The sequence below is a fragment of the Myroides odoratimimus genome, assembly GCF_001485415.1.
Lineage (GTDB): Bacteria > Bacteroidota > Bacteroidia > Flavobacteriales > Flavobacteriaceae > Flavobacterium > Flavobacterium odoratimimum.
Window position 1 is genome coordinate 51691 of sequence record NZ_BCMQ01000008.1, and the last position, 26700, is coordinate 78390.

At 33.3% G+C, this 26700-nt stretch carries 27 protein-coding genes; 23 read left to right on the forward strand and 4 right to left on the reverse strand.

Going from position 1 to position 26700, the window contains the following annotated elements; all coding sequences use genetic code 11:
• Window positions 1-34 precede the first annotated feature (34 nt).
• The 6 genes from MODO_RS09675 to MODO_RS09700 all read left to right on the forward strand — a co-directional run bounded on the left by MODO_RS09675 (window position 35) and on the right by MODO_RS09700 (window position 4288).
• Entirely contained in the window at window positions 35-619 is a 585-nt protein-coding gene (locus tag MODO_RS09675; RefSeq protein WP_006259191.1) for a Crp/Fnr family transcriptional regulator, read from the forward strand.
• A 61-nt stretch (window positions 620-680) separates the two neighbouring features.
• Window positions 681-1706 carry a saccharopine dehydrogenase NADP-binding domain-containing protein gene (locus MODO_RS09680; protein WP_006259190.1) on the forward strand — a complete coding sequence of 342 codons (1026 nt, stop codon included), beginning with the start codon at window positions 681-683 and terminating at the stop codon, window positions 1704-1706.
• A complete protein-coding gene (locus MODO_RS09685; protein ID WP_006259189.1) occupies window positions 1706-2284 on the forward strand; it encodes an NAD(P)H-dependent oxidoreductase in 579 nt (192 codons plus the stop codon). The genes MODO_RS09680 and MODO_RS09685 overlap by 1 nt, the downstream gene beginning before the upstream one ends.
• A 208-nt stretch (window positions 2285-2492) precedes the next feature.
• Window positions 2493-2798 carry a thioredoxin family protein gene (locus MODO_RS09690; RefSeq protein WP_006259188.1) on the forward strand — a complete coding sequence of 102 codons (306 nt, stop codon included), beginning with the start codon at window positions 2493-2495 and terminating at the stop codon, window positions 2796-2798.
• 17 nt (window positions 2799-2815) lie between these two features.
• Window positions 2816-3316 carry a DUF2938 domain-containing protein gene (locus MODO_RS09695; RefSeq protein ID WP_006259187.1) on the forward strand — a complete coding sequence of 167 codons (501 nt, stop codon included), beginning with the start codon at window positions 2816-2818 and terminating at the stop codon, window positions 3314-3316.
• A 15-nt stretch (window positions 3317-3331) separates the two neighbouring features.
• Window positions 3332-4288 carry an AraC family transcriptional regulator gene (locus tag MODO_RS09700; protein ID WP_006259186.1) on the forward strand — a complete coding sequence of 319 codons (957 nt, stop codon included), beginning with the start codon at window positions 3332-3334 and terminating at the stop codon, window positions 4286-4288.
• Window positions 4289-4355: 67 nt separating this feature from the next.
• Here MODO_RS09700 and MODO_RS09705 read toward each other — a convergent pair whose 3' ends face one another.
• A complete protein-coding gene (locus tag MODO_RS09705; RefSeq protein ID WP_230486150.1) occupies window positions 4356-4595 on the reverse strand; it encodes a hypothetical protein in 240 nt (79 codons plus the stop codon).
• Window positions 4596-4887: 292 nt separating this feature from the next.
• On the opposite strand from MODO_RS09705, the gene MODO_RS09710 reads away from it, so the two are divergent.
• Window positions 4888-5724: a methylated-DNA--[protein]-cysteine S-methyltransferase gene (locus tag MODO_RS09710; RefSeq protein WP_006259184.1), complete on the forward strand. Its 837-nt coding sequence runs from the start codon at window positions 4888-4890 to the stop codon at window positions 5722-5724.
• 737 nt (window positions 5725-6461) lie between these two features.
• Here MODO_RS09710 and MODO_RS09715 read toward each other — a convergent pair.
• Window positions 6462-6827 carry a DoxX family protein gene (locus tag MODO_RS09715; protein WP_006259183.1) on the reverse strand — a complete coding sequence of 122 codons (366 nt, stop codon included), beginning with the start codon at window positions 6825-6827 and terminating at the stop codon, window positions 6462-6464.
• 165 nt (window positions 6828-6992) lie between these two features.
• Between MODO_RS09715 and MODO_RS09720 the strand changes: the two genes are divergently transcribed.
• Together MODO_RS09720 and MODO_RS09725 are read left to right on the forward strand one after the other, a co-directional pair.
• Window positions 6993-7358, forward strand: coding sequence for a winged helix-turn-helix transcriptional regulator (locus MODO_RS09720; protein WP_006259182.1), 366 nt, complete (start codon window positions 6993-6995; stop codon window positions 7356-7358).
• Window positions 7359-7469: 111 nt separating this feature from the next.
• On the forward strand, window positions 7470-7982 hold the full coding sequence (locus tag MODO_RS09725; protein WP_006259181.1) for a hypothetical protein: 513 nt from the start codon (window positions 7470-7472) through the stop codon (window positions 7980-7982).
• A 66-nt stretch (window positions 7983-8048) separates the two neighbouring features.
• Here the strand turns inward: MODO_RS09725 and MODO_RS09730 are convergent, their stop codons facing one another.
• Window positions 8049-8546 carry a GNAT family N-acetyltransferase gene (locus MODO_RS09730; RefSeq protein WP_006259180.1) on the reverse strand — a complete coding sequence of 166 codons (498 nt, stop codon included), beginning with the start codon at window positions 8544-8546 and terminating at the stop codon, window positions 8049-8051.
• Window positions 8547-8829: 283 nt separating this feature from the next.
• Here MODO_RS09730 and MODO_RS09735 point away from each other — a divergent pair, with 283 nt between their 5' ends.
• The 14 genes from MODO_RS09735 to MODO_RS09800 all read left to right on the forward strand — a co-directional run bounded on the left by MODO_RS09735 (window position 8830) and on the right by MODO_RS09800 (window position 25676).
• On the forward strand, window positions 8830-9444 hold the full coding sequence (locus MODO_RS09735) for a hypothetical protein (RefSeq protein WP_006259179.1): 615 nt from the start codon (window positions 8830-8832) through the stop codon (window positions 9442-9444).
• Window positions 9445-9921: 477 nt separating this feature from the next.
• Window positions 9922-10335 carry an HYC_CC_PP family protein gene (locus tag MODO_RS09740; RefSeq protein ID WP_006259178.1) on the forward strand — a complete coding sequence of 138 codons (414 nt, stop codon included), beginning with the start codon at window positions 9922-9924 and terminating at the stop codon, window positions 10333-10335.
• 85 nt (window positions 10336-10420) lie between these two features.
• Window positions 10421-11812 (forward strand): TolC family protein, encoded by a 1392-nt coding sequence (locus MODO_RS09745; RefSeq protein WP_006259177.1) that lies wholly within the window; start codon window positions 10421-10423, stop codon window positions 11810-11812.
• Between the two features lie 6 nt (window positions 11813-11818).
• Window positions 11819-14977: an efflux RND transporter permease subunit gene (locus MODO_RS09750; protein WP_006259176.1), complete on the forward strand. Its 3159-nt coding sequence runs from the start codon at window positions 11819-11821 to the stop codon at window positions 14975-14977.
• A gap of 5 nt (window positions 14978-14982) precedes the next feature.
• Window positions 14983-16074, forward strand: a complete 1092-nt coding sequence (locus MODO_RS09755) for an efflux RND transporter periplasmic adaptor subunit (protein WP_006259175.1) — start codon at window positions 14983-14985, stop codon at window positions 16072-16074.
• Window positions 16075-16088: 14 nt separating this feature from the next.
• A complete protein-coding gene (locus MODO_RS09760) occupies window positions 16089-16559 on the forward strand; it encodes a hypothetical protein (protein WP_006259174.1) in 471 nt (156 codons plus the stop codon).
• Window positions 16560-16699: 140 nt separating this feature from the next.
• Window positions 16700-17275, forward strand: a complete 576-nt coding sequence (locus MODO_RS09765) for an AraC family transcriptional regulator (RefSeq protein ID WP_006259173.1) — start codon at window positions 16700-16702, stop codon at window positions 17273-17275.
• Window positions 17276-18227: 952 nt separating this feature from the next.
• The gene (locus MODO_RS09770; protein ID WP_006259172.1) at window positions 18228-18860 is read left to right on the forward strand and encodes a LexA family transcriptional regulator; all 633 of its coding nucleotides are present in this window, start codon (window positions 18228-18230) and stop codon (window positions 18858-18860) included.
• A 336-nt stretch (window positions 18861-19196) separates the two neighbouring features.
• Window positions 19197-20669 carry an aminoacyl-histidine dipeptidase gene (locus tag MODO_RS09775; protein WP_006259171.1) on the forward strand — a complete coding sequence of 491 codons (1473 nt, stop codon included), beginning with the start codon at window positions 19197-19199 and terminating at the stop codon, window positions 20667-20669.
• Window positions 20670-20818: 149 nt separating this feature from the next.
• Window positions 20819-22003 (forward strand): aspartyl protease family protein, encoded by a 1185-nt coding sequence (locus MODO_RS09780; protein ID WP_006259170.1) that lies wholly within the window; start codon window positions 20819-20821, stop codon window positions 22001-22003.
• Between the two features lie 202 nt (window positions 22004-22205).
• The gene (locus tag MODO_RS09785) at window positions 22206-22814 is read left to right on the forward strand and encodes a YceI family protein (protein ID WP_006259169.1); all 609 of its coding nucleotides are present in this window, start codon (window positions 22206-22208) and stop codon (window positions 22812-22814) included.
• 95 nt (window positions 22815-22909) lie between these two features.
• Window positions 22910-23983: a peptide chain release factor 1 gene (gene prfA / locus MODO_RS09790; RefSeq protein ID WP_006259168.1), complete on the forward strand. Its 1074-nt coding sequence runs from the start codon at window positions 22910-22912 to the stop codon at window positions 23981-23983.
• 74 nt (window positions 23984-24057) lie between these two features.
• Window positions 24058-24879 (forward strand): orotidine-5'-phosphate decarboxylase, encoded by an 822-nt coding sequence (gene pyrF / locus MODO_RS09795; RefSeq protein ID WP_006259167.1) that lies wholly within the window; start codon window positions 24058-24060, stop codon window positions 24877-24879.
• On the forward strand, window positions 24876-25676 hold the full coding sequence (locus MODO_RS09800; RefSeq protein ID WP_006259166.1) for an ABC transporter substrate-binding protein: 801 nt from the start codon (window positions 24876-24878) through the stop codon (window positions 25674-25676). The genes pyrF and MODO_RS09800 overlap by 4 nt, the downstream gene beginning before the upstream one ends.
• 240 nt (window positions 25677-25916) lie before the next feature.
• On the opposite strand, the gene MODO_RS09805 is transcribed toward MODO_RS09800, so the two are convergent.
• Window positions 25917-26699 (reverse strand): DUF4197 domain-containing protein, encoded by a 783-nt coding sequence (locus MODO_RS09805; protein ID WP_006259165.1) that lies wholly within the window; start codon window positions 26697-26699, stop codon window positions 25917-25919.
• Window position 26700 lies beyond the last annotated feature (1 nt).

Here is a 26700-nt window from a genome sequence, read left to right on the forward strand (position 1 = left end):
AATAAGATATTGCATATATAGGATTACATTTACCATGAATATGGTATCTGTTATGCTCAATATATTTTTTCAACGTTTTAATCTATTCTCAGAAGAAGAGATAGGTGATATTGTCGCTTTATTTGTACAACGCAATATCGCTAAGAATGACTATCTCGTAAAGGAAAATGACTATTGTGAAGAAATAGCCTTTATTGAATCAGGCGTATTTCGCTCCTTTTATGCAAACGAAAAAGGAGATGAACTTACTTACTGCTTTCGTTTTCCAGATGATTTAATAGGAGCTTATTCTGCATTTATCACTGGAGGTAAGAGTATAGAGAGTATTCAGGCGATTGTTAATGCGGTAGTTTGGTCTATTCAGAAGAAAGATCTCGATGCCTTAGCAGATAGATTACCTCAGTGGACTACTTTTTTAAAGATCATTGCTGAGCAACAGTATTTAGAATTAGAACGCAGAGTGATACAGTTTCAGCGAGAGACTGCCTCTGAACGTTATAAGAATCTATTGATATATTACCCTAATTTTGTACAGTATATTCCGCTACAGTATTTGGCTTCTTATTTAGGAATTACCCAAAGACATTTGAGTCGTATCAGAAAAGAGATTACTTTTTAGACATTTGTCCAGTATTTAGACCTCTATAGGTTATTAGTTTTGTCTGTAAATCAAATCAATTATGCAGAATAATATTTTAATCATAGGAGGTAAGGGGTTAGTAGGGGGTACTATAGCTCGTATCTTAAAAGAGCGAAACCCTCAATACAATATAATCTTAGGAACTAGAGCTCCTAAAGATCTACAGAAAGAAGTACAGATAGATGTCAATAGCCCATCTTCATTAGAAGTTATTCTATCTAGAAGTATCGATTTAATTATTTTATCTGTTAATGACCAGAAGGATCATGTACTTCGTTTTGCGATAGAGCATGGAATAGATTATTTGGATATCACTAAACCAACACCAGCTTTACATAAGGCATTACAGATTACTACAGAATATACTAAGTTTAATAGCCGTATTGTATTTGGCTCAGGTTGGATGGGAGGGATTGTTCCTGGATTAGTCAAATCTGCTGTACCTGCTACAGAAAAAATAGAGAGTGTACAGCTGATGGTGTATTACTCTATAAAAGATAAAGCAGGCGAAAGTTCAGCTCATTTTATGGCAGAACATGTAGCAACCCCTTTTGTTCAGTATCAAAAGAATCAGCCTAAGGAAGTTTTACACTTTTTAGATATTGAATCCTATTGTTTCTCTTTCGGGTTGAGAAATAGACAAGTTTACAACTTTGATACTCCTGATTTATATATTTTGAATCAAGTAGAAGCTGTACCTACCGTAAGTGTGAAGATGACTTACAATTCTAAGTTTGTAACTCGTGTATTGGGCTGGATGCAACAGTTCGGTGTATTTAAAAGAATGTCTTTAAAGGCAAGGAGAAAGATATTTGGAGGTAGTGGAGCAGGGGATATTTCAGTATTCGAAATCATTATTAAAGGCTCTCAGCAAGTAAGGAGAATTTTATTAAAGAGTGATAGAGGACAGGCAGAATTGACTGCTTTATCAGCCGTATTACATACAGAGGTATTATTTAGTAATGAAGTTCTACCTGGACAGTATTTTGCACATCAACTTCACGGAGAAAAAGCACTTTTCACAGATCTACAACAATATGACTCTATAACAATAAAAGAGATATAATGAAGAAAATAACAGTTATCAATGGACATCCTAATAAGGATTCTTTAAATTTTGGTTTGGTAGAGGCTTATATTAAAGGAGCTAAAGATAGTGGAGCAGATGTGAGAGAAATCACAGTAGCGAAGATAAACTTTAATACGAACTTACAGTATGGTTATCAGAAACGCATGGAACTAGAACTAGATTTAGTAAAGACGATAGACGATATTAAATGGGCTGATCATCTTGTATGGGTACATCCTGTATGGTGGGGTGGACTTCCCGCTTTATTAAAAGGATTTATCGATAGAATATTTCTACCAGGTATTATGTATCAGTATAGAGAGAATAGTTTGTTATGGGACAAATTACTGAAAGGCAAAACAGCTCATATTATCACTACGCTAGATCAGCCAGGATGGTATTATCGCTTGATGTATGGAAGACCTAGTGTTAATCAATTAAAGAAGTCAACACTACAGTTCTGTGGTGTATCTCCCGTAAAAGTGACTTATATTGGGATTGTTAGAAACTCTAAAGAAGAGCAGAGAGTGAAGTGGATTGCCAAGGCAGAGCAGCTAGGGAAACAATTGAAGTAAGAGTAATTTTGATTTTTGTTTTTATAGATAGTATAAGAACTATAAAGATGAGAAGAGATAAATCTGTACTTTGTCCTATTAAATCTCCTATAAGAGTAAGAATAAAGAATAAGAACGCTATTAGTTTTGTAATGTCAAAATAATAGCGTTTTTTTATTCTATATAAATATCAACGTTATTATTCAATTTTAAAAAAAGACAACAAAAAATGGAAGAGTTTATAGACTTTGACAATTTAAAACGTCCTGTTTTAGTTCAATTTTATGCTGACTGGTGTGCTCCATGTAGAACACTATCAGGTATAATAGATCATATAGAGGAGGATATAGAAGCCGAAGTAGATTTGATAAGAGCAAATATAGATCAGTGTAAGGACTTAAAAGAAGAGTTCTTTGTTCGCTCTGTACCCACGATGATTTTATTAAATAAGCAGGGAGATATCTATTGGCGTCAGACAGGTGTTGTCGCTCCACAAGAGATTATGAAGCACGTGTGGCAAGTAGATAAAGAATAATTTAAAGAATTGAAATAATGAGTAACGTTGTATTATTAATTGAGTATGCTTTATTATTAGGCATAGGAGCTACTATATTTATGGATCTTTATGCGGTAGTTATTAAGAAACTGTTTAATATTCCATCATTGGACTATGCGATGGTGGGTAGATGGATAGGATCTTTTACGAAAGGAGTGTTTAGTCACCCTAATATTATGCAGGCTACGCCAGTGAAGAATGAGAGAGCATTAGGATGGATAGCACATTACCTCATTGGTATAAGTTTTGCTTTTGTACTATTGTTAATTTGTGGTGTAGAGTGGCTTTTAGTACCTACATTTTTACCTGCATTAGTGATAGGAGTGGCTACGACAGTGTTTCCATTCTTTATGATGCAACCAGCCTTTGGGTTTGGAATAGCAGCTTCCAAAACACCTAAACCAAATATAGTAAGGCTACGCAGTCTTCAAGCGCACACTATTTACGGGATAGGGTTATATGTAGCAGGATGGGTATTATCTCTAATTATTAGATAAAAAGTAAGGATATAAATGAGTCAAAGTAATAAAGATATAAAGGAAATAGAATCAATAGAAGATTTTAAGAATCATTTTTTGGTTTCTGAAGGAGGCACTTGTGGTGAGTGCAATAAACTGCGTTATAAAGAAGGGGCAGGTTATATGGAGGTCTTGTCTTTAGCTGATTTGAGGCAGCACAATGATTTGTTTTTAGGCAGTCGTACGCGCAAGCGATTTTATAGTATGGTGTTAGTCACTAAAGGTGCAGTTACCGAAGTCATAGGACATAAAGAATACCGATTAGGTGAGCAGATGATGTACTTTATTTCTGATAACCAATTACACCAAATAAAAGAATGGACGAATGACCTAGAAGGTTTTATGTGTCTATTTGATTCAGATTATTTTTTACTTTGTATCAAGCATCAAATCAAATTGAATAGCTTTCCTTTTTTTCAATTGGACAAAGCTCCTTATGTTGAGCTTACAGAACGTGAGGTAGAGATGATGAGTCATCTGTTTTGGAAGTTAAATCAAGAGCAATGTCAAAAAGAAACTTTTAATGATGATTTATTAGTGCGTATGTTCTTGAATATTATCTTAATAGAGGCAGAGCGAATATACAATCAACAGACTACATCAACTCCTTTTGTATTGTCTAGAAAAGAGCAGTTAGTAGCCAAGTACCAACTATTGGTGACCCAAAATGCTATTGAGTTAAAGCAAGTAAATCAGTATGCAGAGTTGTTACATGTACATCCTCATTACCTTAATGATATAGTTAAAGAAATCACCAATCAGCCTGCTAGTTATTTTATTCATAAGTATCTTATAGAAGAAGCTAAATCAAGACTGATACAGACGAATGATACAGTTGCTCAGATTGCTATAGATTTGAATTTTACAGAGGAATCTTATTTTGGTCGTTTCTTTAAAAAGAAAACTGATTTAACTCCTCTTCAATATAGAAAGCAGCACAAACAGCATTAATAACTTACCTATATAAAACCAAAATAGAGACCCTAAGGTCTCTATTTTTATACATAATTGATTCTTATTAATGTCCTGCACCAGCAATGATCTTACCAGCTCCTTTTTTAATTAATAAGAGTATAAAAGGAATACAAATAAGAAATAGTACCCCTAAGAACATAAATACATCCATATAGGTTAATACTGTTGCTTGTTTAGTCACTCCTAGGTCTAGTAGGGTGTATGCCTTCTGAAGTGCTTCATCTGTAGGGAATCCTTTCGCTATAAAGCTTTGTTGTAGGGCAATTACACGATTCCCACCCAATCTATATCCACAATACACATCATGACATTAGCACGGATTTAAGGTTGTAATCCGGGCCATATATTTGCCCAATCTATATCCACAACGGTAGAGCTGTATTACATACAGTCTCCATCCAGTATCCGCAATATATATTACCTCATGCCCGAAGGGCGCCCATTCCTAATTCCTAATTATTAATTCCTAATTAGGAATTAGGGGATACTTCTATTTTTAAAAGAATAGCAAGAAATGGATTGTGAGAAAAAAGCAGAATCTATTTCTTTGTATACTTGTATTAAAGAAGTTAGTCATGGAAGTAAGTAAACAATATGAAAAGGCAAGACAAGCTATAGCGTATATCGTAGCTAACCATTACGCACAACCTAATTTATCAGAGATAGCGACAGCAGTTGGGTTAAGTGAATATCATTTTCAAAGATTATTTACAGAATGGGTAGGAAGTAGTCCTAAGCAGTTTTTGAGATATATAACCTTAAACTATGCTAAGTATGTTATAAAAGAACGTTTAGAACAGACCTTGTTTGATGTTGCAGATGAGGTAGGGTTGAGCAGTAGTAGTCGTTTACATGATATGTTTGTTTCTATAGAAGGCATGACTCCTAATGAGTATGCTAATAAAGGGGCGTCTTTAGAGATTGCCTATAGTTATTGGGATACCTTGTTTGGACAAGTAGTTGTCGCTTCTACACCTAAAGGGATTTGTCATATCGCTTTTACTTCTGAGCATAATGATGGATTAGAACGTATTCATGCAGATTTTTCTAATGCAGTATTAGTAGAAGAAAGGAAGGGTATACACCAGGCTGTGATCGATATATTAAACAGAGAAGGAGATTTGACACAAATCAAATTACATCTTAAAGGAACTCCTTTTCAGCTTAAAGTATGGGAAGCTTTACTACAAATACCTGAAGGACAATTAACAACTTATGGTGGTCTAGCAGGTAGATTAAATAATGAAGGTGCAAGTAGAGCTGTAGGCACGGCTATTGGTCGCAATCCTGTAGCAGTATTAATACCTTGTCACCGCGTGATACAGCAGACAGGTTTGTTAGGAGGATATATGTGGGGAGCAGAGAAGAAACAGTTAATTGTGGGGTGGGAATTAAGTAAAACACATGAATAAACTACATTAGTAGTAATAACTATATCGTATAGAGGAGTGTTCATAGTGGATGCTCTTTTTGCTTTATAGTAATGATGTATTAAACCCAAAAAATCAACTTGTTTTTTTGATTTTGCTTCTTCTTTTCTTCTAAAAAATTCAAAATTGACTTCTTTTTACTCTCTTTTTTTAGCTATTTACCCTCTTTTTTAGCCTTTTACTCCTACTAAGTGAATTTTTAGAATCATTTTTTTTAATTTAAAAATGATGTAATGTGTTGATACATAGTTGTTTGTTTGGGTTTTGATAAGAATTGAAGTTATTCTGGATTGCTTTTAATCCCAGTAAATAAGGGGCTTCATAGCAGATCCTTGGACAATTATAGGAGTATAGTAGGACAATACTTGGGTATAGCGGGCTTTTGTCCAAGGATAGTCCTTTTATTGATCTAGTATTCTTTTAGGATGTGACTTGAAGGATAAATCTAGAATTTGTGGTAGTCAAATACTGCAATGCAATTCTATCTTATGGTTCCTTCATTAGTTCTAAAACCATACTAACGTAGGCTTATATCTTTAATTCAGACCTATTTTGTATAATACCTTTTCGTTTATATTCTTATCGCATAGTTTGGGTTAAAATGAGCATATAGGATAGTGAGGGAGAGGAATAATCATAGAGGTTCTAAGCGATATGTATATAAATGTATTGAGGCGAAACTGTGTAAGCTCGCCTCAATGTATTAGGGTTAGGTTTGATTAACGTTGATTTAGGGTTAATGAACTCCAGTATGACAGGGCTAATAGCACACCTGCTATGAATATAAAACCTAGTGATGTGATAGGCTCTCCCATCCCTAAGTGTGCGATAGCGGCAGAGATAATATTAATGGTAAACCCTGCGTAAGCAAAACCTCTTATCGTAGAAGATAAGAAAGGGAGCAATATCACTATAGCTCCTAAAGCCTTAGCTATAGCGAGTTCTACTCTGAAATAATCAGGAAAACCTAGGTAAACAAAGGCCTCTTTCATCTCTTCTGTTGCTACATAGTTATAGGCACTAAATAACATAAATAAAGAGAATAGACTTGTAGATACCCAGAATGTAATTTTAGAATTCTTCATTTTTAAGTGTTTTTATGGCCTATCTAAATAGATAGGTTCTTTTGTGGGTGCAAACATAACTGACTTTAAGGTGGTCTTCTCTATTAGTTTCCTTTTGGGAAGTGGTTTCCTTTTGCACACTACTGTATAATAAAGTAATTTTAGGGTGAATTAAAAATAGAGCAGATGAAGAAAAAACCAGTGTTGAATAATACAGAACAATGTCAGGTAAGGATAGTAGCTATTAAAGATACGATGAGCTTATTATCTGGTAAATGGAAGGTATATATTATCGGAACATTATTACATGGAGGTAAAATGAGGTTTATGGATCTAATGCGAGAAGTAGAAGGGATAGGCACAAAAATGTTGTCAAAAGAATTACATGATTTAGAAGCAAATCATTTGATAAAAAGAACAGTGTTAAATACCAAGCCTATTTCTGTAGAATATGAATTGACAGAGTATGGAAAAACACTAGAAAGAGTGATCGAGGAGATTATGATTTGGGGGCAGAAGTACCGCCAAACAGTCTTTAATGAGGGGAAATAGACTGAATATTTATTTTATACTCCTTGTATTTTGTATCTAAAAAGAGCGTAAATTTAATAAGTAATCGTACAGATAGATAAAGCATTGTATCAATACTTATAAAGATAGGATATGACATCACAAGAGGGTAAATCGACCATAAGACAGGCTGTGATTAAAGGCAAAACAGAATACTGTCATCTCATCTTAGAACCCAAACCTAAGATTGTGTTTACTATAGATGGAAAAATAAGTTCTCATCAGACTACTATTTTAGGCAAGGAGAATGGCTTTTTTTCATGGATGCAGTTTGTAGTGATTATCATGTTTATACTTAGTCTATTGACTTATTATTATGTGGGCCTTTATTATGCACTGATTCCAAGTATTATTACAGCTTATTTGTTGTATGTTATTTATAGTAGTTGGGATATGACTACTGTTCATGTTATAGATAAGCAGGATGTTATAGAAGTTAATTTGGTCAAAAGAACCTATCTCTCTGCTACAGGTTTTGATATCCGTTTTAAAGATAGTAAGGGCAACAGAAAAGTGAGAAGATTTTTATTAGCTAATCAAGGAGCTGGTAAAGAGGAGTTTTATGAGAAGGCTAAGGAATTGTTTAGAAACAATGGATATATGTAATATAAAATAGGGAGATGTCATTATGCACCTCCCTATTTAATTTATAAGCTAAGTATTATATGATCATTATTTCCACCAATGGTAGTAGTTGTGCCCTCCATCGTATACGAATCCGCATCTAGGGTATAATACATTCCCTATATCATTTGTCTTTTCTGTCTCTAGCATTAGTCCACATGCATTGGTTTCTTCACACCATTGTTTTGAACGGTCTATGATTGCTACAGATAACCCTATCCCTCTGTAGTCTGGATGTACGAATAAGTCACTTAATAACCACTGTTTTTCTAATTTGATGTAATGGAATAATTCATAAAGTTGAACGAATCCAACTGCTTGTCCATCTACATATGCTAAGAAGATATGAGACTGGTCATTAGACAGCCGATCAAGTAAGAATTGTTTTCCTTTTTCATAATTTGATTCTTGTCTGTAGAATACTCGATACATATCGAATAGCATAGAGGCATCTTCTAGGTGTTCTAAAGTCGCTTTTACTAAAGTCGCAGTTGTGTTTTTTAGAGTTACTTGTTGTCTTGTTACCCCAGTGTTCGTTGTAGTCATAAATACTTATTGGTTTAAAATTTCGAGGCAAATGTCTCGTAAAAATGGAAGGGGATTATAGACCAGTTTTTAAATAGTTTAGTAGTCCTGTGGGGAAGAAATAAGTGCCTTTGAATAGTGTTATTATGTTAAGGGTATAATGATTAAATTTACTTAATAGGTTATGCTAGTAAGAATAACAGAATTAGAAGTAAGAAAAGACTAATTGTAATTTGTTTAATAATACTTTCAAGTATAGGTAACTATGCTTAACACAAAGATGCCGTAGAAGTATATGTAAGTTATGCAAGAAATTAGAGAAATGTTAACTCAATGGAGTAGGTACAGTGGAAGAGAAAATGATCATGGACAATTATTTAATCACTATGAATCAATAATAGAATATAATAATTTAACGAATAGATTGTGTTCAAGTTTAAGTGTAGTTTATGACCAAGAAAATGACAAAATAGAATGGCTAAAAAGAGAGTTTAGGCAAATTGAAACCCCTTTGTTTAATGTATTTAATGAAGAAGATAGTTCCTTTAACTTAGTTTATTCAGAGTCTAATATTAAGTACTATTCTATTCCTTTTTATTTTAAAGGTAAGGAGTATAAAAACTATTTTGATCTTGCTTTATACATTAGGGATATTTTTATAAATGGAGATAATCTTGTTAAAACAAAAATAATAGACTTGATGTTTAGCGATTCTCATATGTTTTCAGTTTTAAAAAAGAATAGCCAAACTGTAGAGTTATTGTTGATTTTAGTTGAGTTTTTTTATAGACTAGATATTTGCAATAGGACATATATAGGTGAAGTAGGTTATTATTTAGTAACTGAATATGATCAGGATGAAATTAATAATATGAAGCAAACTTCGCCAGTTTATTTTACTAATTTTTATAATGAATAAATATTTTGAAACAAGAGGTTGATTTATAGAGGATATTCAATACAAGGATATTTTTAAAGAGTATATAAAACTTATATAATACTGTTTTGTATAACTTAGCTATTACAGGGGGATATAATATATGTATTTGAAAGAATAGTGATTTATTTGTATTAATGATATTGTATTGAATAAGTACTGAGAGGTAAATTTCATCTTATAGAAAAAGATATTTATCAAGAAATTTATAGTATTATTTCAAACAGTATTAAAGATTGTAAACATGGTAATATTAAAGGGTATGAATATCGTTACTATGGAGCTAGTTTTTTATTCAAGAAGGAGAAATCTAAAATGTTTCTTAAAAAGAGAAATCTTAGTAACCATCATCGTTTAAGAATGTTTTCGAAAAGTACAAAATCCAAAAATTATACAACAAGTACTCAAAATGGTATAACAAATGAGAATCTCTAGTGTAGTACTTTTGGCGTAGAGATTATGAAAAAACTATTCGTCATATTATTCGCATTTTTGTACACTGGCTTGGCTTCAGGCTTTAGTACATATCAGCACATCTGCCAAGGATTAGTGCAAGAGGCGAGTATACCTAAATCTCAAGCAAATGAAAAGAACTGTGGTTTCTGTGCTTTAACAGGGAGAACCGTAGAAGAACCAAAGAAGAACTGCTGCCAAGATAAAGTAGAGGTAGTTAAAGTAAAATCAGAGGTTCAGAATAGTTCATTTAAAGTTTTAAAAATTTCTTTCTTTACAGATGCGATATTGCACCGTTATTTCGGAGCAGTATACGAGTATGTTCATACAGTAAGAGATAATTTCACTACTTATACTTATTATTTATACAGAGTCAAAGAAGTACCTCTGTACATTAAGAATTGCGTCTATAGACTTTGATTCATACGATATCATTGAGCTTATCTATTCTTGTAGTAGGAATAGATACATCAACAATATTGTATAATTAAACGCATACTTTTACATGAAAATTAATAGGATAGCACTGTTTCTCCTATTGGGTGTGGCATCTACGTCTTATGGACAAAAACTTACATTAGATGCTGCGTTAAAACAGGCTATAGAACGATATGACCTTATCAAGGTTAAAGAAGCAAAACTTGCTGCTTCTCAAGAAAACACAACTAATCAAAAAGGGAATTACTTCCCAGATTTAACATTCGGTGCCCAACAAAGTTATGGGACTATCAATGCGCAGAACGGACCTCTATATGCTTATGGAGGATTGGGATCTGCAGCTACCTCTATGCCTTTAGCAGAACAAAATTGGAATGCAGCCTTTGGTTCATTGTATTTTGCTAATGTCAATTGGAATATTTTTTCTTTTGGAAAAACAAAGGAAGGAATCGGTATGGCAAAAGCTCAACAAGAAGTAACGCTTAAGGACTTAGAACAAGAGATTTTCCAACAACAAATAAAAGTAAGTGCTACCTATTTAAATCTTTTGGCTTCTCAGCGTATAAAATATGTGCAACAAAAAAATTTAGAACGCGCGAGAGTATTTCATCAAGTTACAGCTGCAAAGGCAAAGAGTGGCTTGTTACCTCAAGTAGATGAGCGATTAGCCATGGCTGAGGTCGCAAATGCAGAGGCATTACATATTAAAGCGTATGACAAGGAAATAGAGTTTAATAAACACTTAGCTGTATTATTAGATGAAGAGACTAAAGCATATGCACTAGATGAGGTATTTGTAAATGCTAAACCAGAAGTATTAGACGAGACTTTAGTCAATAGAGATCAGCATCCTATACTATTATGGCAAGAGAGCAAAATAGCACAAAGCGAATCTATGGAACGCCTAGTAACCAAAGGTAGTCTGCCTAGTTTAAATGCTTTTGGGGTGTTGCAAGGAAGAGGATCAGGCTTTAACTGGAATTATGTACAAGACAATAGTGCTTACTCTTCGTCTTATGGTGATGGAGTGGGTATTGATAGAAGTAATTATTTAGTAGGGCTTCAATTGACATGGAATATATCTAACTTTTTTAGAACGACTTATAAGCGTAAACAACAAGAGTATATCACAAAGAGCTATGAACATGAATTCGCTCAGATGGACAAAGATTTGGCTAACCAAGTTACTTTGACCAAAGAGAAGTATGTCAATGCTCAGGCTGTGTGGACACAGTCAAAAATACAGTTAGAGGCAGCTGATGTAGCCTTTAAACAGCAGAAAGCTTTATACGATAACGGGTTGAGCAACTTAGTTGATTTCACTCAAGCGCTGTATACTTTACAACGTGCAGAGATTGATTATGAAATAGCTCAAAACAATGTATGGCAATCTTTATTGCTACAGGCTTCTGCTTTCGGTGATATTCAATATTTGTTAAACGCTATTCCCCTAAAATAAGATAGTATGAATTTAATTCGATTTGCCTTGCGCAAGCCAATATCTATTATGGTATTGGTAATAGGACTATTATTCTTTGGAATAAAGTCATCTAAAGAGATTCCAGTAGATATTCTTCCAGAGATGAACTTACCAGTTGTTTATATCGCCCATTCTTTTAATGGGTACACTCCACAACAAATGGAAGGTTACTTTACGAAGATGTATGTAAATATGATGCTTTTTGCCAATGGGATAAAAAGTATTGACACTAAAAATACACAAGGGTTGACCTTGATGAAAATAGAGTTTTATGAAGGGACAGATATGGGAGAGGCGATCGCGTCTATCTCAGCACTGTCTAATCGTTCGGTAATTTTCTTACCGCCAGGAGCTCCGCCACCATTCATTATCCGCTTTGATGCTTCTTCTCAACCAGTAGGACAATTAGTGTTCCGCTCAGAGACGAAGACAAATAATGAGCTTCAAGATATCGCCAACTTTGCTGCGCGCCCTTTCTTGATTAAGATTCCTGGATTGACTACAGCTCCACCATTTGGAGGGTCACCACGTACGATAGAGATCAATATAGATCCTAATAAACTGCGTACGCATCATATGAGTCCAGAGCAAGTGGTAGAAGCAATTAGTAGACAAAACGTAACGATGCCTTCAGGGAACGTATATGTAGGAGATAAGAACTATCTGACACCGACTAATAACACTTTAAAAACGGTAGAAGAGTTTGGAGATATTCCTTTGTTTAAGGGACAGGTAGATAATGTGTACTTACGCGATGTGGCTACTGTAAAAGATGGTGCTGATATTACGACTGGTTATGCATTAGTAGACGGTAAACGTTCTGTGTATATCAATATTGCTAAATCGGGTAAAGCTTCTACTTATGATGTGGTAGAACAATTGAAAAAATCTATTCCTCATATACAGAATAACTTACCTGATGATGTAAAGATTTCGTACGAGTTTGACCAATCTGTGAATGTTATTAATGCGGTAAAGAGTTTAATCGTAGAGGGAGTATTAGGAGCCTTATTGACAGGACTTATGGTGATGTTATTCTTAAGAGATCCTAGAGGAGCTTTGATTGTAATTATGACTATTCCGATTGCGATTATTTCAGCAGTATTGTTCTTAAAGATGTTTGGTCAGACGATCAATATTATGACACTATCAGGATTAGCCTTAGCGATAGGTATTTTGGTAGATGAGAGTACGGTGACGATAGAGAATATACACCAGCACTTTGCCCTCGGTAAGAATAAGGTACAAGCTATCTGGGATGCGTGTAAGGAGATAGCTTTCCCTAAGTTATTAATTTTGTTTAGCATCTTGGCAGTATTCGCACCAGCCTTTATGATGACAGGTATCCCTGGAGCACTATTTATGCCTCTAGCGATGGCAATTGGTTTTGCGATGACGGTTTCATTCTTACTGTCTCAAACGTTTGTACCAATTATGGCTAACTGGCTGATGAAATACAATCCTGAGAAACACACTATTCCAGAAGAAGCTAAAGGCTTCGATAAGTTTAAGAATAGAGTAGTGGCAGGGATTGAGAAAGTGATGCCTATGAAGAAGATAATCGTTATAGGTTCTATTCTAGCTGCTTTCTTAGCTGTAGCAGTGATGTACCAAAATATAGGTAAGGATGTATTGCCAACTGTAAATTCAAGTCAAGTGCAAATGCGTATTACTGCTCCTGAAGGGACACGTATAGAGCATACTGAAATGAAAGTGAAGAAGGTACTGGGTGAATTAGAAGATTTATTTGGTAAAGAGAAGATTGCGATTTCATCAGCGTTTGTGGGACAACACCCTTCATCGTTTGCAGTAAGTCCGATCTATTTATATAATGCAGGGCCACATGAAGCGTCTATGCAAGTAGCTTTTAAAGATTTTGATGGTAATACAGATGAATTAAAAGACCAGATACGAGGACGTATTGCAGAGAAGCTACCAGAGTTAAAATTGACTTTTGAGCCAATCGAATTGACTGAAAAGATCTTAAGTCAAGGAACTAATACACCTATTGAGATTCGCGTATCAGGTATGATGCGTAAGATGAATATGATGACTGCTAATAAATTGTTGGCAAAGTTGAAAGAAATCGACTATATGCGTGATCAGAAAATGCCTATCTCGATGAATTATCCATCTTATGAAATTAATATAGATCGCGTACGTGCTGCTCAATTAGGATTAGATGCAATGGATATAGCAAAATCATTGGTGGCGACAACAGCTTCTTCTCGTTACACCAATAGAAATATGTGGGTAGGAGGTATGATGGGCATTGCTTATGACGTACAAGTACAGATGCCACAAAATCAACTGGGAAGTAAGGAAGAATTAGAGAATATCCCACTGAGTAAAAATTCAGATAGACCAGTGCTAAGCGATGTAGCTACTGTAACAGAGTCAAAGGCATTAGCAGAGAGCTATAATGAAGGGACGATGGGATATGTATCTGTAGTAGCTAACGTACACAAAACAGATTTGAATAAAGCAAAAGAAGATGTACAACAAGCTATCGCAGAATTAGGAGAATTACCAAAAGGGGTAAATGTGGAGTTAAAAGGTATGGCTCCTGTATTAGATGATACCATGCAGAGTTTAGCTAACGGTTTATTGATTGCTATTGTGGTTATATTCTTAATGCTAACAGCCAACTTCCAGTCGTTTAAAGTTTCGTTTGTGATCCTGACTACAGTACCGTTCGTAATGCTTGGATCACTGTTATTATTAAAAGCAACAGGCTCTACAGTTAACTTACAGTCTTATATGGGAATCATTATGTCGGTCGGAGTATCCATAGCCAATGCAGTATTATTAATTAATAATGCGGAGACGTTGAGAAAAACAGGCTGGACATCTACTGCAGCTGCTATAGAAGCAACGAAGTTACGTATCAGACCGATTGCGATGACTACGATAGCGATGATTGCGGGGATGTTACCAATGGCGATAGGGCATGGAGAAGGAAGTGAGCAAGTAGCTCCTTTAGGAAGAGCAGTAATTGGAGGGCTATTAGCATCGACAGTGTCTGTATTGATTATTTTACCAATGGTATTTGCTTGGGTAATGAATAAAGTAACGAGAGATTCTCCATCATTAGACCCAGAAGACGAAGAAAGTATCCACTATTTACCTATAGATAATAAATAAGAAAGATGAAAAGAATATATATAGCATTAGTTAGTCTAGTAGTATTAACTGCATGTGCAGATAAAAAAACTCCTGAAGTAAAAGAAGTGAAAGATGAAAAAGGAGGGATGAATATGGCAATGAATAAGATGGAGACTATTGGCATAGAGCCAACAAATCCTATCGTTCCATTACAATTACCAGGAGAGTTAAGAGCTGATCAACGCACAGAACTGTTTGCTAAAGTGAATAGTTATGTAACTGATTTACGTGTAGATATAGGTGATCACGTAAAGAAAGGACAAGTGCTAATGGTATTAGATGCGCCTGAGATTCAGGCGCAAGTATCAAGTGCGCAGGCTAAATGGAAAGCACAAGAGGCAATCTATATTTCTACTAAAGCAACTTATGATAGAACAATAAAAGCGAATGAGACAGAGGGAGCTATTGCACCTGATTATTTGGAGCAAGTGACTGCTAAAATGTTAGCAGATAAAGCACAATTAGCTTCTTCAAAGTCTTCATATGAAGAAATGAAGAATATAGATCAGTACCTAGTGATTAGAGCGCCTTTTGATGGAGTGATTACAGATAGACAGGTAGATAAAGGGGCTTATGTAGGGCCGATGAGTAAAATGCCTTTACTAATCGTAGAGGACACTTCTACACTACGTTTAAACCTATCTATCTCAGAAGCAAATACGCCTTATGTACAAGAGGGAGATACAGTGAAGTTTAAAGTGCGTACACTTCCACAAAAAGAATTTACAGGTGTAGTCACTAGAAAGGCGGGTAGCCTAGATTTAAAGTTGCGTTCAGAGCAGATTCAAGCAGATATTAATAATAAAGAACATTTGTTAAAGCCTAATATGATAGCAGATGCTACTGTAAGCTTAAAAAGTACAGAGCCAACATTCTTTATACCTAAGTCAGCTTTAGTAGAGAGTAATCTTGGGTTATATGTGATTGAAGTTAGAAATGGTACAGCGTATCATATTAAGGTAGCTAAAGGACGTGCTATGCCTATGATGGTTGAGGTTTTTGGTGAGTTAAGACCAGGTATGAAGATCTTAAAAATGGCTACAGAAGAAATAATGAATGAACAAAAATTAATGTAATAAAAATGATGATTATGAGAACATTTGCAATTAGAAGTTTAGCAGTAGTAGGAGTTAGTTTACTTACTATCGCTTGTGGAGAAACGAAAAAAGAGCCTGTAGCAACAGCTCCAACAAATGAAAACCATGCTAATCACGATATGCATTCTATGCATAAGGAAAGTGAGCCAGTAGCAGCTAGAGGACAGTATAAAAGAGGAGATGCTGTACCGAGTGACCTAGTATGTATGGTAAATGATGCTTATATGGGGAATAAACAGTTAGAAGTAGAGCATGAAGGAAAAATGTACTATGGATGTTGTGAAATGTGTAAAACAAGAATTCCTCAAGATGCAACTGTGCGTGCTGCTATAGATCCATATTCTTTAAAATCAGTAGATAAAGCAGAAGCGTATATCGTGATAGTAGGGAATAACGGTGAGGTAGCTTATTTTGAGAATGAAGGAAATTACCAAAAATTCGTTGCAGAACACAAACAGAGTTAATAAAAAGAAATCAGGAGTACTGATGTAGTCAGTACTCCTTTTTAAAAACAAAGATTGTATTGAGTTACTATACTATATGATGAAAGTTTAAAACGAGATATGATCAGTCTATTGTTTATTAGGATAAAAAAAAATGAGTTATGGAGTATTCGGTAGTTTTACATATTAAGAATATGGTTTGTCACCGTTGTGTTTTAATGATAGAACAAGAATTAAAAAAAATAGGTGTATTAGAAGCTAAAGTTGAATTGGGCAAAGTATCACTTTTATATAATTTAAGTGAACATACTTTTAAGGTGTTTAAGGAGAGATTATATATACTTGGTTTCGAATTATTAGTAGAGAAGCAAGATATATTGATAGAAAGTATTAAACAGCTAATAATAGACTTAGTACAAACAGATAGCCGTTTATCTACTAACCTATCATATTTGATATCAGATAATTTAGCAATAGACTATAGTTATGCAAGTAAGTTGTTTTCAGAGCGAGAATCAGTTACAATAGAGAAGTTTTATATCCATCAGCGCATTGAACGTGTGAAGGAGTATATTTCGTATGGTGAAATGACACTATTAGAAATAGCTAGTAAAATGTATTATAATGATTTAAGTCATTTGAGTAAACAGTTTAAAAGTGTGGTGGGAGTGTCTCCATCCCAGTATAAGAAAGAACAGAAATTTAATAGAAATTATATTGATAAGATAATTACTTAGTTTGATGCGCTATGCAGGTGAGAGTGCATAGTATTTTTTATTTGTACTTGTAAAAGAGGACGTCGGGAGATGCTCCTCTTTTTTTGTGATATTTTATAATGATTAAAGTGACTTTATTTACTATTTGACTGTTTTAGACATGAATCTTTCAATGTATTAGTTTTATGATGTTGAAAAAAGAATAAGAAATTAGCAATATGTGATTTAATCACTAAATGTGACAGAGTCTTGTAGGAGAAAAATCTAATATTATGATAATCACTATATGTGATGAAATAAGAAGTGTAACTTGTTTATATGTGTTTTATGCGATAAGTGTTTTTTGTTTTTATATGTTGAATATTAGTTAAATATTGATATAAAAGTAGTTATAATTCTTTTATTTATTGATTTTAGTGAATAATAATATGTGTGTTTGATGTATTGTTGAATATTATATGTTTGTATTGAGTTGTTTAAATAAAAAAATAACCATCCTACAGAAGTTGAAATTACGATTTAGATATGTATAACTTACCATTGATAATATGAAAAACAAGTGTGTTGTTTCTTTTGTATCAATGGAGTAGTCGTCAATCTAATTGACTTAATAAACTGGAAAAGTTGTTTTAACTAATTGTTTTCTAGAAAATAGTTACAGTGAAATATTCATTTAAACTATACATTATTTATTCTTTTTTTGTGATTTAATAAATAGGTTTAGATCACTTGATTTTAAATACTTTGAATAGTAAATATTTGAATATTTACATTAATATAAAATTATTTAGTATTTTTTATTTTTATATAATGTGTTGTTTATAAGTATTTTAATTTTGTTTTTGTTGGTTTGGTATTCTTTTTTTAAACAATTTTTTTTCTGTTTTTAAATATTGGCAAGATAATTGTTTTATTGTCGATATATGCGAATAAAGCAGTAGTTAGTAAAGTGAAATAATAAATTGTGAAAAGTATGAAAAGTAGTGAAAGCGTAATTAAAAAGTTGAAACAGTTGTTAGGAATAAAAACCGATCTAGAATTAGCAAATATTTTAGAAGTAAAACCTAATACAGTATCATCATGGAAGTCGAGAGAGACTTTGCAGTATGAAAAAATCATGAATTTGTGTAAAGAACACAAAATTGATTTGAATGAGTTATTCTTTTCAAATACACATAAAGTTTTTAATACAGATTTACAAAAAAGAAAAGTGAAAATGATATCGGTAGATCATCATTTCGAGTATTTTTTAAACCCAGAAAGAACATGGGCTACTTCACCTAGTTTTGTATTTCCTACAGAAGAAGAGGTAGATACAGCATTTCAGATTTCAGCAGATAATATGTATCCTACTGTAAAAGTATCGTCTTATGTCTTAACTAAGAAAATAGATGTAGAAGAAATAAAACCATGGGGTATTTATGTGGTGGTTATAGAAGGAAAAGGTGTACTGTGTTATCGATTTAAAAGATATACTGAAAATGGTGAGTTAGCATTTATATGTGATAATGAAACATATGAGAACATTGTAGTTAGACCTCAAGATATTAGAGAAGTATTTTGTGTAAGAGGGGCATTTCTAGGAAATATTAAGAATCTTTCATAATTTTTATATTTAGTTATAAAAGCGGGTTTTTGCATTTGTGAAAGCCCGTTTTTTTATGGTCTTTAAACATTGCTTTTAGGGATCGACTCTAGTTTAAAACAGGAATAAGTTAATCTTGATTTTTGAAAATAATGAACATGATGTTGTTCTTATTTGATGAAGGATTGAAATTGTTATACTTAGCAAGTCACAAAAAGGAAAACTAAGTGTTTAGGGGATGTTGATTAAGGAAGAGATAAATTGGATTTAACCGAATTTTATTAAGGAATAACTGTTTATTTATTTAGAATGTCCTAAATTTGAAGGAATATTTTGAATAATTAAAGAGATTAAGATATGAGTCAAGAAGTTAGAGGGTTAGAACCTAAGAACTTATGGAACAAGTTCGCAGATCTAAACGCAGTACCTCGTCCATCTAAGAAGGAAGAGCGTGTGATTGAGTTCATGATGAACTTTGGTAAGTCTTTAGGTTTAGAAACTATAAAAGATGAGGTAGGTAACGTTATTATTAAAAAACCTGCTACTAAAGGATTGGAGAACAGAAAAGTGGTTGTAATGCAATCTCACTTAGATATGGTTCACCAAAAGAATAACGATACTGTATTTGACTTCGATACTCAAGGAATCGATATGTATGTAGAGGATGGATGGGTAAGAGCAAGAGGTACTACTTTAGGGGCTGATAATGGTTTAGGAGTAGCAGCTATTATGGCTATCTTAGAAAGCAATGAAATTCCACACCCTGCTATTGAGGCTTTATTTACAATAGACGAAGAAACTGGAATGACTGGTGCTAAAGGTCTTCAGGGAGGAATGTTAGAAGGAGAGATTCTTTTAAACTTAGATACAGAAGAGGATGACGAAATCGATATCGGATGTGCTGGTGGTGTAGATGTAACTGCATCTGCTGAGTATGATGAAGAAGATACACCTGAAGGATCTATCGGATACAGAATTACTGTAAAAGGATTAAACGGAGGACACTCTGGTATGGATATCCACAAAGGATTAGGAAACGCAAATAAAATCATGAATAGATTGTTATTTGATGCTTTTGATAACTTTGGATTACAGATATCTAAAATCAAAGGAGGAAGTTTAAGAAATGCTATTCCTAGAGAAAGTGTGGCTGAGGTAATTATCGCAAATACTTTTGATGAGGCATTCGTATTTGATATGACTTCTATTGTAGATGAGATTAAAGCAGAGTTACATACTGTAGATCCTAACTTTGAAGTAGTATTTGAGAAATTAGAAGCAGCTGATACTCCAAAGAAAGTAATGCCTTCTATGGCGCAATATTTCTTCGTAAGATCTATGTATACTGCTCATAATGGTGTATTCCGTATGAGTCCAGATTTCGATGACTTAGTAGAAGCTTCTAATAATATCGCTAAAGTAGATTTAGGAGAAGGTAAATTAGTAGTTAAGTGTTTAACTCGTTCTTCTGTAGAATCATCTAAATTTGATGTAGCAAATAGTCTTCGTTCTGCATTTGAATTAATGGGATGTGAAGTAGAATTCTCTGGATCTTACCCGGGATGGACACCTAATTCAGAGTCTGAAATATTAGACGTATTAGTAGATATCTATGAAAAACAAGTAGGTGAGAAGCCAAATGTAGTAGCATGTCACGCAGGATTAGAGTGTGGTATCTTAGGAACAAACTATCCTGATATGGATATGATTTCTTTTGGACCAACTATTCGCGGAGCTCACTCTCCTGTAGAGCGAGCTAATATTGCTTCTGTACAAAAATTCTGGAAATTCTTATTAGAGATCTTAACTCAGATTCCTGAGAAAAAGTAATCCAATAGATTAAAATAATGAAAAGGGTGTCCTATATTAGGATGCCCTTTTTTTGTTACTATAATTTTTTTGATAATAAATTTTGTTTTCTGATATATTTTTATTTTAGCGTTAAAATGTTTTATTTTTGCCTTTAAATTAACTTAATTATGTTTAGAAAAGGGTTGTTGTTATTATTGTTAAGTGTAAATTGTTTTTTTGCACAAAAAGTCAAATTGCCATTTGAATTGTCAAAAGATCACAGTACTATTTTTTTGAGGTTGCCAATGGAGAATCAAAAAGATAGTTTGCTCTTCTTCTTTGATACAGGAGCAGGAGCTCTACTTTTAGATACACAGAAGGCAAAAGAATTTGGTCTAAAAGCAGATTACAAAAGAGATATAACTGGAGCAGGAGGTAAAAAAACCTATGAGTCAATCAGGAATTATAAGGTTTATTTAGATAAAAATAATTATGTGGACAGTACTTCAGTAGTGTTAGAAGATATGTCTAGGCTGTATGCTATGACTGAAAAGAAGTTTGACGGTATTATAGGAGCTACGATTTTAAAAAATTATATAACAAAGCTAGACTTTAATACACAAATGATGAGTCTATATAATTTTGGAACAAAGGTAGATTATAGTGGTTATGAGAAGATTCCTTTTAAATTCTATAATGGTGCTTTAATTCAATTTCCTATTACGATGACATTGAATAATAATGAGCAATTCTCAGGAGATATCTTGTTTGATAGTGGTGCTAGTACTACTTTGATAATAAATACACCTTATAAAGAAAAGCATGATTTGTTAAGTAAAACAGATAAAAAGATATCTTATTCTAGCGATAATTTAAGTAACAGTACAAGTTATGAAAAAGGATTAATTAAGAGTTTGAGGTTAGGTAGTTATGAGATTCAGAGTAGTGAATTATCAGTTTCGTTTTCTTCAGATACAGAAGGAGTAAGTGCTGTAAAAGGGTTGATGGGAATTTTAGGGAGTGAGATCATACATCGTTTTGACTTGATATTTGATTATAAAGATCAGTCTGTATATATTAAACCTAATGATTTGTTTGCAAAGGAATTTCGTCCATTTGTAAAACCATTGTCTCTAATGTATAATGATAAAAGAGACCAGATTTTAATCTCAAGTGTTATCCATAATACAGAAGCTGCGGTTAAAGGGTTGAAAAAGGGGCAAAGGATTATATCTGTCAATGGTATTAGTACTAATGATATAGATAAATATGAAGCTATGTTGAGAGAAGAAAACAAGAAAGTCATTATAGAATATATGAATCTTGCTGGAGAAATTAAGGTTGTAGAAATTGACTTGGTAAGGTTGTTATAGAGATATATTCTATTTTTTTTACTAAAGCGAAAGTTGATATCGCAAGTTTTTTTATGCCCAAGAGGTTACCTTATAACATTTTTTTTGGGATCTGAATATCGATATATAAAAGCTATAGGTTCTGAAAATATTAATGTTTATTTAAGAATAAAGTGTACTAAAATTAGTAATTTGGTTTCAATATAATTAAAACTCAATATTTATGAAAAAATCCGTTTTAGCTTTAGCTTTAATTGGAGCACTAGCAATCTCTTGTGGAGAGAAAAAAGATACAAATGCAGTAGAAGAAACTACTGAGACAACAACTGAACAAGTAGAGGCACCAGCGCAGAAGGAATTATCTTATTCTATGGAGTGGACTGCTTTTAAAACGCCTGAGAAAGTAGGAGTAAAAGGAACATTTTCTGATATTAAATTAAATGAAGTAAAAGCAGATGCTGCTACATTAGAAGAAGCATTAAAAGGTGCTAACTTCGTAGTAGTAACTTCTTCTGTAAGCACAAATGATGCTGGTAGAGATGAGAAATTAAAAGGTGAGTTCTTTGCTAAAATGGTAGGGAATATCAATGGATTCTTTGGAGAGTTTAAAGATGGTAAAGTAATCGTAAACTTAACAATGAATGGAATTTCTAAAGAGAAAGAGTTTACTTATACAGTAGAAGGGGATGCTCTTAAACTAAATGGTTCAATAGATATCATCGCTGATTTTACGGCTCAGTCTGCATTTGATAGCTTACATGCAGCTTGTAAAGATTTACACGAAGGGAAAACTTGGTCTGACGTAGAGATTTCTGCTGAGATTAAAAAATAATTAGTTACTTTTGTAACGTAATTGAAGAGGAGTATGCTAAAATATTCCTCTTTTTTTGTACCTTTGCAAACCAAATAAATTATCTATTTTAGGATATGTTAGATAGACTACAAATTATTAAGCAACGTTTTGACGAAGTTTCTGACTTAATTATTCAGCCAGATGTAATCGCTGATCAAAAACGTTACGTACAATTAAATAAAGAGTATAAAGATTTAAAACAGTTAGTTGAAAAACGAGCTGAGTATATAAATCTTAAAGGTAATATGGAAGAAGCTAATGAAATATTAGCTGATGGAAGTGATGCTGAAATGGTAGAAATGGCTAAGATGCAATTAGATGAGGCAAAAGGTCGTTTACCAGAATTAGAGGAAGAAATCAAATTCTTATTAATACCTAAGGATCCGGAGGATGCTAAGAACGTAATGGTAGAGGTACGTGCTGGTACAGGAGGTGATGAGGCGAGTATCTTTGCTGGGGATTTATTTAGAATGTATACTAAATACTGTGAATCTAAAGGATGGAGAACATCTGTAGTAGATGTGAATGAAGGAACTTCTGGAGGATATAAAGAGGTAATCTTTGAAGTAACAGGAGAAGATGTATATGGTACATTGAAATTTGAAGCTGGAGTACACCGTGTACAACGTGTTCCTCAAACGGAAACTCAAGGACGTGTACATACATCAGCTGCTACTGTAATGGTATTACCAGAAGCAGAAGAGTTTGATGTACATATCGATATGAATGATGTACGTATTGACTTATTCTGTTCGTCAGGACCTGGAGGGCAGTCTGTAAATACAACTAAATCAGCCGTACGTATGACTCACATTCCTACAGGCCTTGTGGCTCAATGTCAGGACGAGAAATCTCAACACAAGAATAAGGATAAAGCTTTATCTGTATTACGTTCTCGTTTGTATGAAATGGAGTTAGCGAAGAAACAGGCAGAAGATGCTACTAAACGTTCATCTCAAGTAAGTAGTGGAGATAGATCTGCAAAGATTAGAACTTATAACTATCCACAAGGACGTGTTACTGATCACCGTATTGGACTTACTCTTTATGATTTGGATGGTGTTATGAATGGTAATATTCAGAAGATTATTGATGAGTTACAATTGGTAAGTAATACTGAGAAATTAAAAGAAGGAGACGTTTTTTAATCGTCTTTTATAAATATAATAAACCACACTTGCTTTTGTATAGTGTGGTTTTTTTTAAACTATAACTACGAAACATGACTACACAACAATTAATCGAACAAATCAAGCAAAAGAAATCATTTCTATGTGTTGGCTTAGATGTTGATTTAGATAAGATTCCAACTTTTTTATTAAAAGAAGAAGATCCTATTTTTAGTTTTAATAAAGCAATTATTGATGCAACTCACCAATATGCAGTAGCTTATAAACCGAATATTGCCTTTTATGAAGCTTATGGTATAAAAGGATGGATGTCTCTGAAGAAGACAATAGAATACTTAAATACTAACTATCCTGAGGTATATACCATAGCAGATGCTAAACGTGGAGATATAGGTAATACAGCATCTATGTATGCTAAAGCTTTCTTTGAAGATATGTCATTTGATAGTGTTACTGTTGCGCCTTATATGGGTAAAGATTCTGTAGAACCTTTTTTAGCTTTTGAAAATAAACATACTATTCTTTTAGCATTGACTTCAAATCAAGGAGCATTTGATTTCCAAACAAAAGAAGTGAATGGAAAGCCATTGTATCAAGAAGTATTAGAAACTTCTCAAACGTATAAAAATGCAGCAAATTTAATGTATGTAGTGGGAGCTACTAAGGCAGAGTATTTTGAAGAGATTAGAAAAATAGTTCCAGAAAGTTTTTTATTAGTTCCAGGAGTAGGAGCTCAAGGTGGTAATTTACAGGATGTATGTAAATATGGATTAAGTAAAAATGTAGGATTGCTAATCAATTCGTCAAGAGGTATTATCTTTGCATCTAAGGAAGAAGATTTCGCAGAGAAAGCGGGATTAGAAGCTAAAGCCATTCAACAAGAAATGGAGGAGATATTAAAAAAAATGGTATGATTGTATTAAAAGATCAAATAGGGCAAGAGCATCGCTTTGAACAAGCACCAAAGAGAATTATTTCTTTAGTTCCATCTCAAACAGAAACGTTATGTGATTTGGGACTTGAAGACGAGATTAAAGGAATAACTAAATTCTGTGTACATCCTTATCATTTAGGTGTTGTCAAAATAAAAGTAGGTGGAACTAAAAAGGTACACGTAGAAAAGATTAAAGCGCTTAATCCTGATATTATTATTGCCAATAAAGAAGAAAATACTTTAGAGATTGTAGAAAGTCTAAAAGATATTTGTCCTGTTTGGGTTACTGATGTTGTTACATTAGACGATAATAAACAAATGATAGAAGATTTCGGTGTGTTGTTTAACAAACGTATAGAAGCAAAGAAATGGAATGATAAGATTGATTTTGCTATCAAGGATTTTATGTCTTTTGTAAGTACTAGAGAAGCACAAAAAGCGGCTTATTTTATCTGGAGAGAACCTTATATGGCAGCAGGTAATAATACGTTTATCAATACCCTTTTGACTTTGAATAAATTTACAAATGTGTATGCTAATCGCGAAGAGCGTTATCCTGAAGTAGAGATAAGAAAGATTAGAATTCAAGGAGATCCTGAATTAGTATTCTTATCATCAGAGCCATATCCATTTAAGGAAGAGCATGCTTTCGAATTAGGAAGACATACACATCATGGGAAAACTGTCTTTGTGGATGGGGAAATGTTCTCTTGGCATGGAACACATTTGTTTAATGCTTTTGAATACTTTAAGCAAATTCATAAACGAATTGAATAATATCTTGATTATTAGATGAAAAGTAGTCTAGAAGATTACGGTAAGAATATTAAAAAGAAAAAGCCGAGTAAGAAATTACTCAGCTTTTTTTAACTAACCCTAACTATTATGAAATCAATCATTATTGATTATACAAATATCAAAAAAATATTTAGAAAGGTCAGTTAATCGAATGTTATAATAATGTTATATTTATTTTTTTGTTTAAAAATATAAATATTATTCAATATAATTGACTAGTTACTTTTTATTTTTAAAAAGTTTCTCGATAGAATTACTTGATGTGTTTTTTTTAGTTGAGTTTGTTAGATTATCTTGAATTGCGAATACTTCTTTTAATAGTTTAGAATCTCTAGATCCTGTGATATTTTCTCTAATATTTCCTTCTTCAACTGCGATCATTTTGAATACACCATCCATTGTTTGGTTGGTAATATAATCTGTTAAGTCTGTTGTAACAGGAGATACTAGAGGAAGTGCATTGTAAGTAGTAGTCATTTTTTCCCAGATTACATCGGCTCCTACTGATGCTATGGAAGAATTAATCACTGGACTGAATTTAGTATATAAACTTTTAGATGTGCTTTTTTTTAAGTAATCAGTTGCCGCTGATTTGCCTCCAACAAGAATATCTTTAGCGTCTGTGAATGTCATATTCTTAACTGCGTCTACAAAGATTGGTGTAGCTTCTTTCACAGCACTTTCTGCAGCTCTGTTTATTAGTGTTAATCCTTGATCCGCTAATTTGTCCATACCTATTCTTCTTAAAGCTCTATCTACTTTTTGAAATTCTTCAGGCATTACAATTTTAACCAATTCATTTTTTAAGAAACCATCAGGTTGTGATAGTTTACTTACTTGATCAGCAATTCCTTTATCAAGAGCTTCTTTTAATCCCTTAGCCACTTTGTCTTGTGTAAGAGAATTGATTAGGTTATTTTTTTTAGTGGTTTGAGCATTGATGATTGGGGAATAGGCTAGTGTACTCATGGTTAGTACAGCAGCAATCATTGTCTTTTTCATA

What these genes read in the sequence shown, in the direction of transcription:
- MODO_RS09785 (WP_006259169.1), top strand. Translation starts at nt 22,206, where the DNA reads ATGAAAAAATCCGTTTTAGCTTTAGCTTTAATTGGAGCACTAGCAATC.
- MODO_RS09805 (WP_006259165.1), bottom strand. Translation starts at nt 26,699, where the DNA reads ATGAAAAAGACAATGATTGCTGCTGTACTAACCATGAGTACACTAGCC.
- MODO_RS09725 (WP_006259181.1), top strand. Translation starts at nt 7,470, where the DNA reads ATGACATCACAAGAGGGTAAATCGACCATAAGACAGGCTGTGATTAAA.
- MODO_RS09770 (WP_006259172.1), top strand. Translation starts at nt 18,228, where the DNA reads ATGAAAAGTAGTGAAAGCGTAATTAAAAAGTTGAAACAGTTGTTAGGA.
- MODO_RS09710 (WP_006259184.1), top strand. Translation starts at nt 4,888, where the DNA reads ATGGAAGTAAGTAAACAATATGAAAAGGCAAGACAAGCTATAGCGTAT.
- MODO_RS09675 (WP_006259191.1), top strand. Translation starts at nt 35, where the DNA reads ATGAATATGGTATCTGTTATGCTCAATATATTTTTTCAACGTTTTAAT.
- pyrF (WP_006259167.1), top strand. Translation starts at nt 24,058, where the DNA reads ATGACTACACAACAATTAATCGAACAAATCAAGCAAAAGAAATCATTT.
- MODO_RS09735 (WP_006259179.1), top strand. Translation starts at nt 8,830, where the DNA reads ATGCAAGAAATTAGAGAAATGTTAACTCAATGGAGTAGGTACAGTGGA.
- MODO_RS09760 (WP_006259174.1), top strand. Translation starts at nt 16,089, where the DNA reads ATGAGAACATTTGCAATTAGAAGTTTAGCAGTAGTAGGAGTTAGTTTA.
- MODO_RS09775 (WP_006259171.1), top strand. Translation starts at nt 19,197, where the DNA reads ATGAGTCAAGAAGTTAGAGGGTTAGAACCTAAGAACTTATGGAACAAG.
- MODO_RS09730 (WP_006259180.1), bottom strand. Translation starts at nt 8,546, where the DNA reads ATGACTACAACGAACACTGGGGTAACAAGACAACAAGTAACTCTAAAA.
- MODO_RS09750 (WP_006259176.1), top strand. Translation starts at nt 11,819, where the DNA reads ATGAATTTAATTCGATTTGCCTTGCGCAAGCCAATATCTATTATGGTA.
- MODO_RS09685 (WP_006259189.1), top strand. Translation starts at nt 1,706, where the DNA reads ATGAAGAAAATAACAGTTATCAATGGACATCCTAATAAGGATTCTTTA.
- MODO_RS09800 (WP_006259166.1), top strand. Translation starts at nt 24,876, where the DNA reads ATGATTGTATTAAAAGATCAAATAGGGCAAGAGCATCGCTTTGAACAA.
- MODO_RS09720 (WP_006259182.1), top strand. Translation starts at nt 6,993, where the DNA reads ATGAAGAAAAAACCAGTGTTGAATAATACAGAACAATGTCAGGTAAGG.
- MODO_RS09755 (WP_006259175.1), top strand. Translation starts at nt 14,983, where the DNA reads ATGAAAAGAATATATATAGCATTAGTTAGTCTAGTAGTATTAACTGCA.
- MODO_RS09765 (WP_006259173.1), top strand. Translation starts at nt 16,700, where the DNA reads ATGGAGTATTCGGTAGTTTTACATATTAAGAATATGGTTTGTCACCGT.
- MODO_RS09780 (WP_006259170.1), top strand. Translation starts at nt 20,819, where the DNA reads ATGTTTAGAAAAGGGTTGTTGTTATTATTGTTAAGTGTAAATTGTTTT.
- MODO_RS09745 (WP_006259177.1), top strand. Translation starts at nt 10,421, where the DNA reads ATGAAAATTAATAGGATAGCACTGTTTCTCCTATTGGGTGTGGCATCT.
- MODO_RS09700 (WP_006259186.1), top strand. Translation starts at nt 3,332, where the DNA reads ATGAGTCAAAGTAATAAAGATATAAAGGAAATAGAATCAATAGAAGAT.
- MODO_RS09690 (WP_006259188.1), top strand. Translation starts at nt 2,493, where the DNA reads ATGGAAGAGTTTATAGACTTTGACAATTTAAAACGTCCTGTTTTAGTT.
- MODO_RS09680 (WP_006259190.1), top strand. Translation starts at nt 681, where the DNA reads ATGCAGAATAATATTTTAATCATAGGAGGTAAGGGGTTAGTAGGGGGT.
- prfA (WP_006259168.1), top strand. Translation starts at nt 22,910, where the DNA reads ATGTTAGATAGACTACAAATTATTAAGCAACGTTTTGACGAAGTTTCT.
- MODO_RS09740 (WP_006259178.1), top strand. Translation starts at nt 9,922, where the DNA reads ATGAAAAAACTATTCGTCATATTATTCGCATTTTTGTACACTGGCTTG.
- MODO_RS09715 (WP_006259183.1), bottom strand. Translation starts at nt 6,827, where the DNA reads ATGAAGAATTCTAAAATTACATTCTGGGTATCTACAAGTCTATTCTCT.
- MODO_RS09695 (WP_006259187.1), top strand. Translation starts at nt 2,816, where the DNA reads ATGAGTAACGTTGTATTATTAATTGAGTATGCTTTATTATTAGGCATA.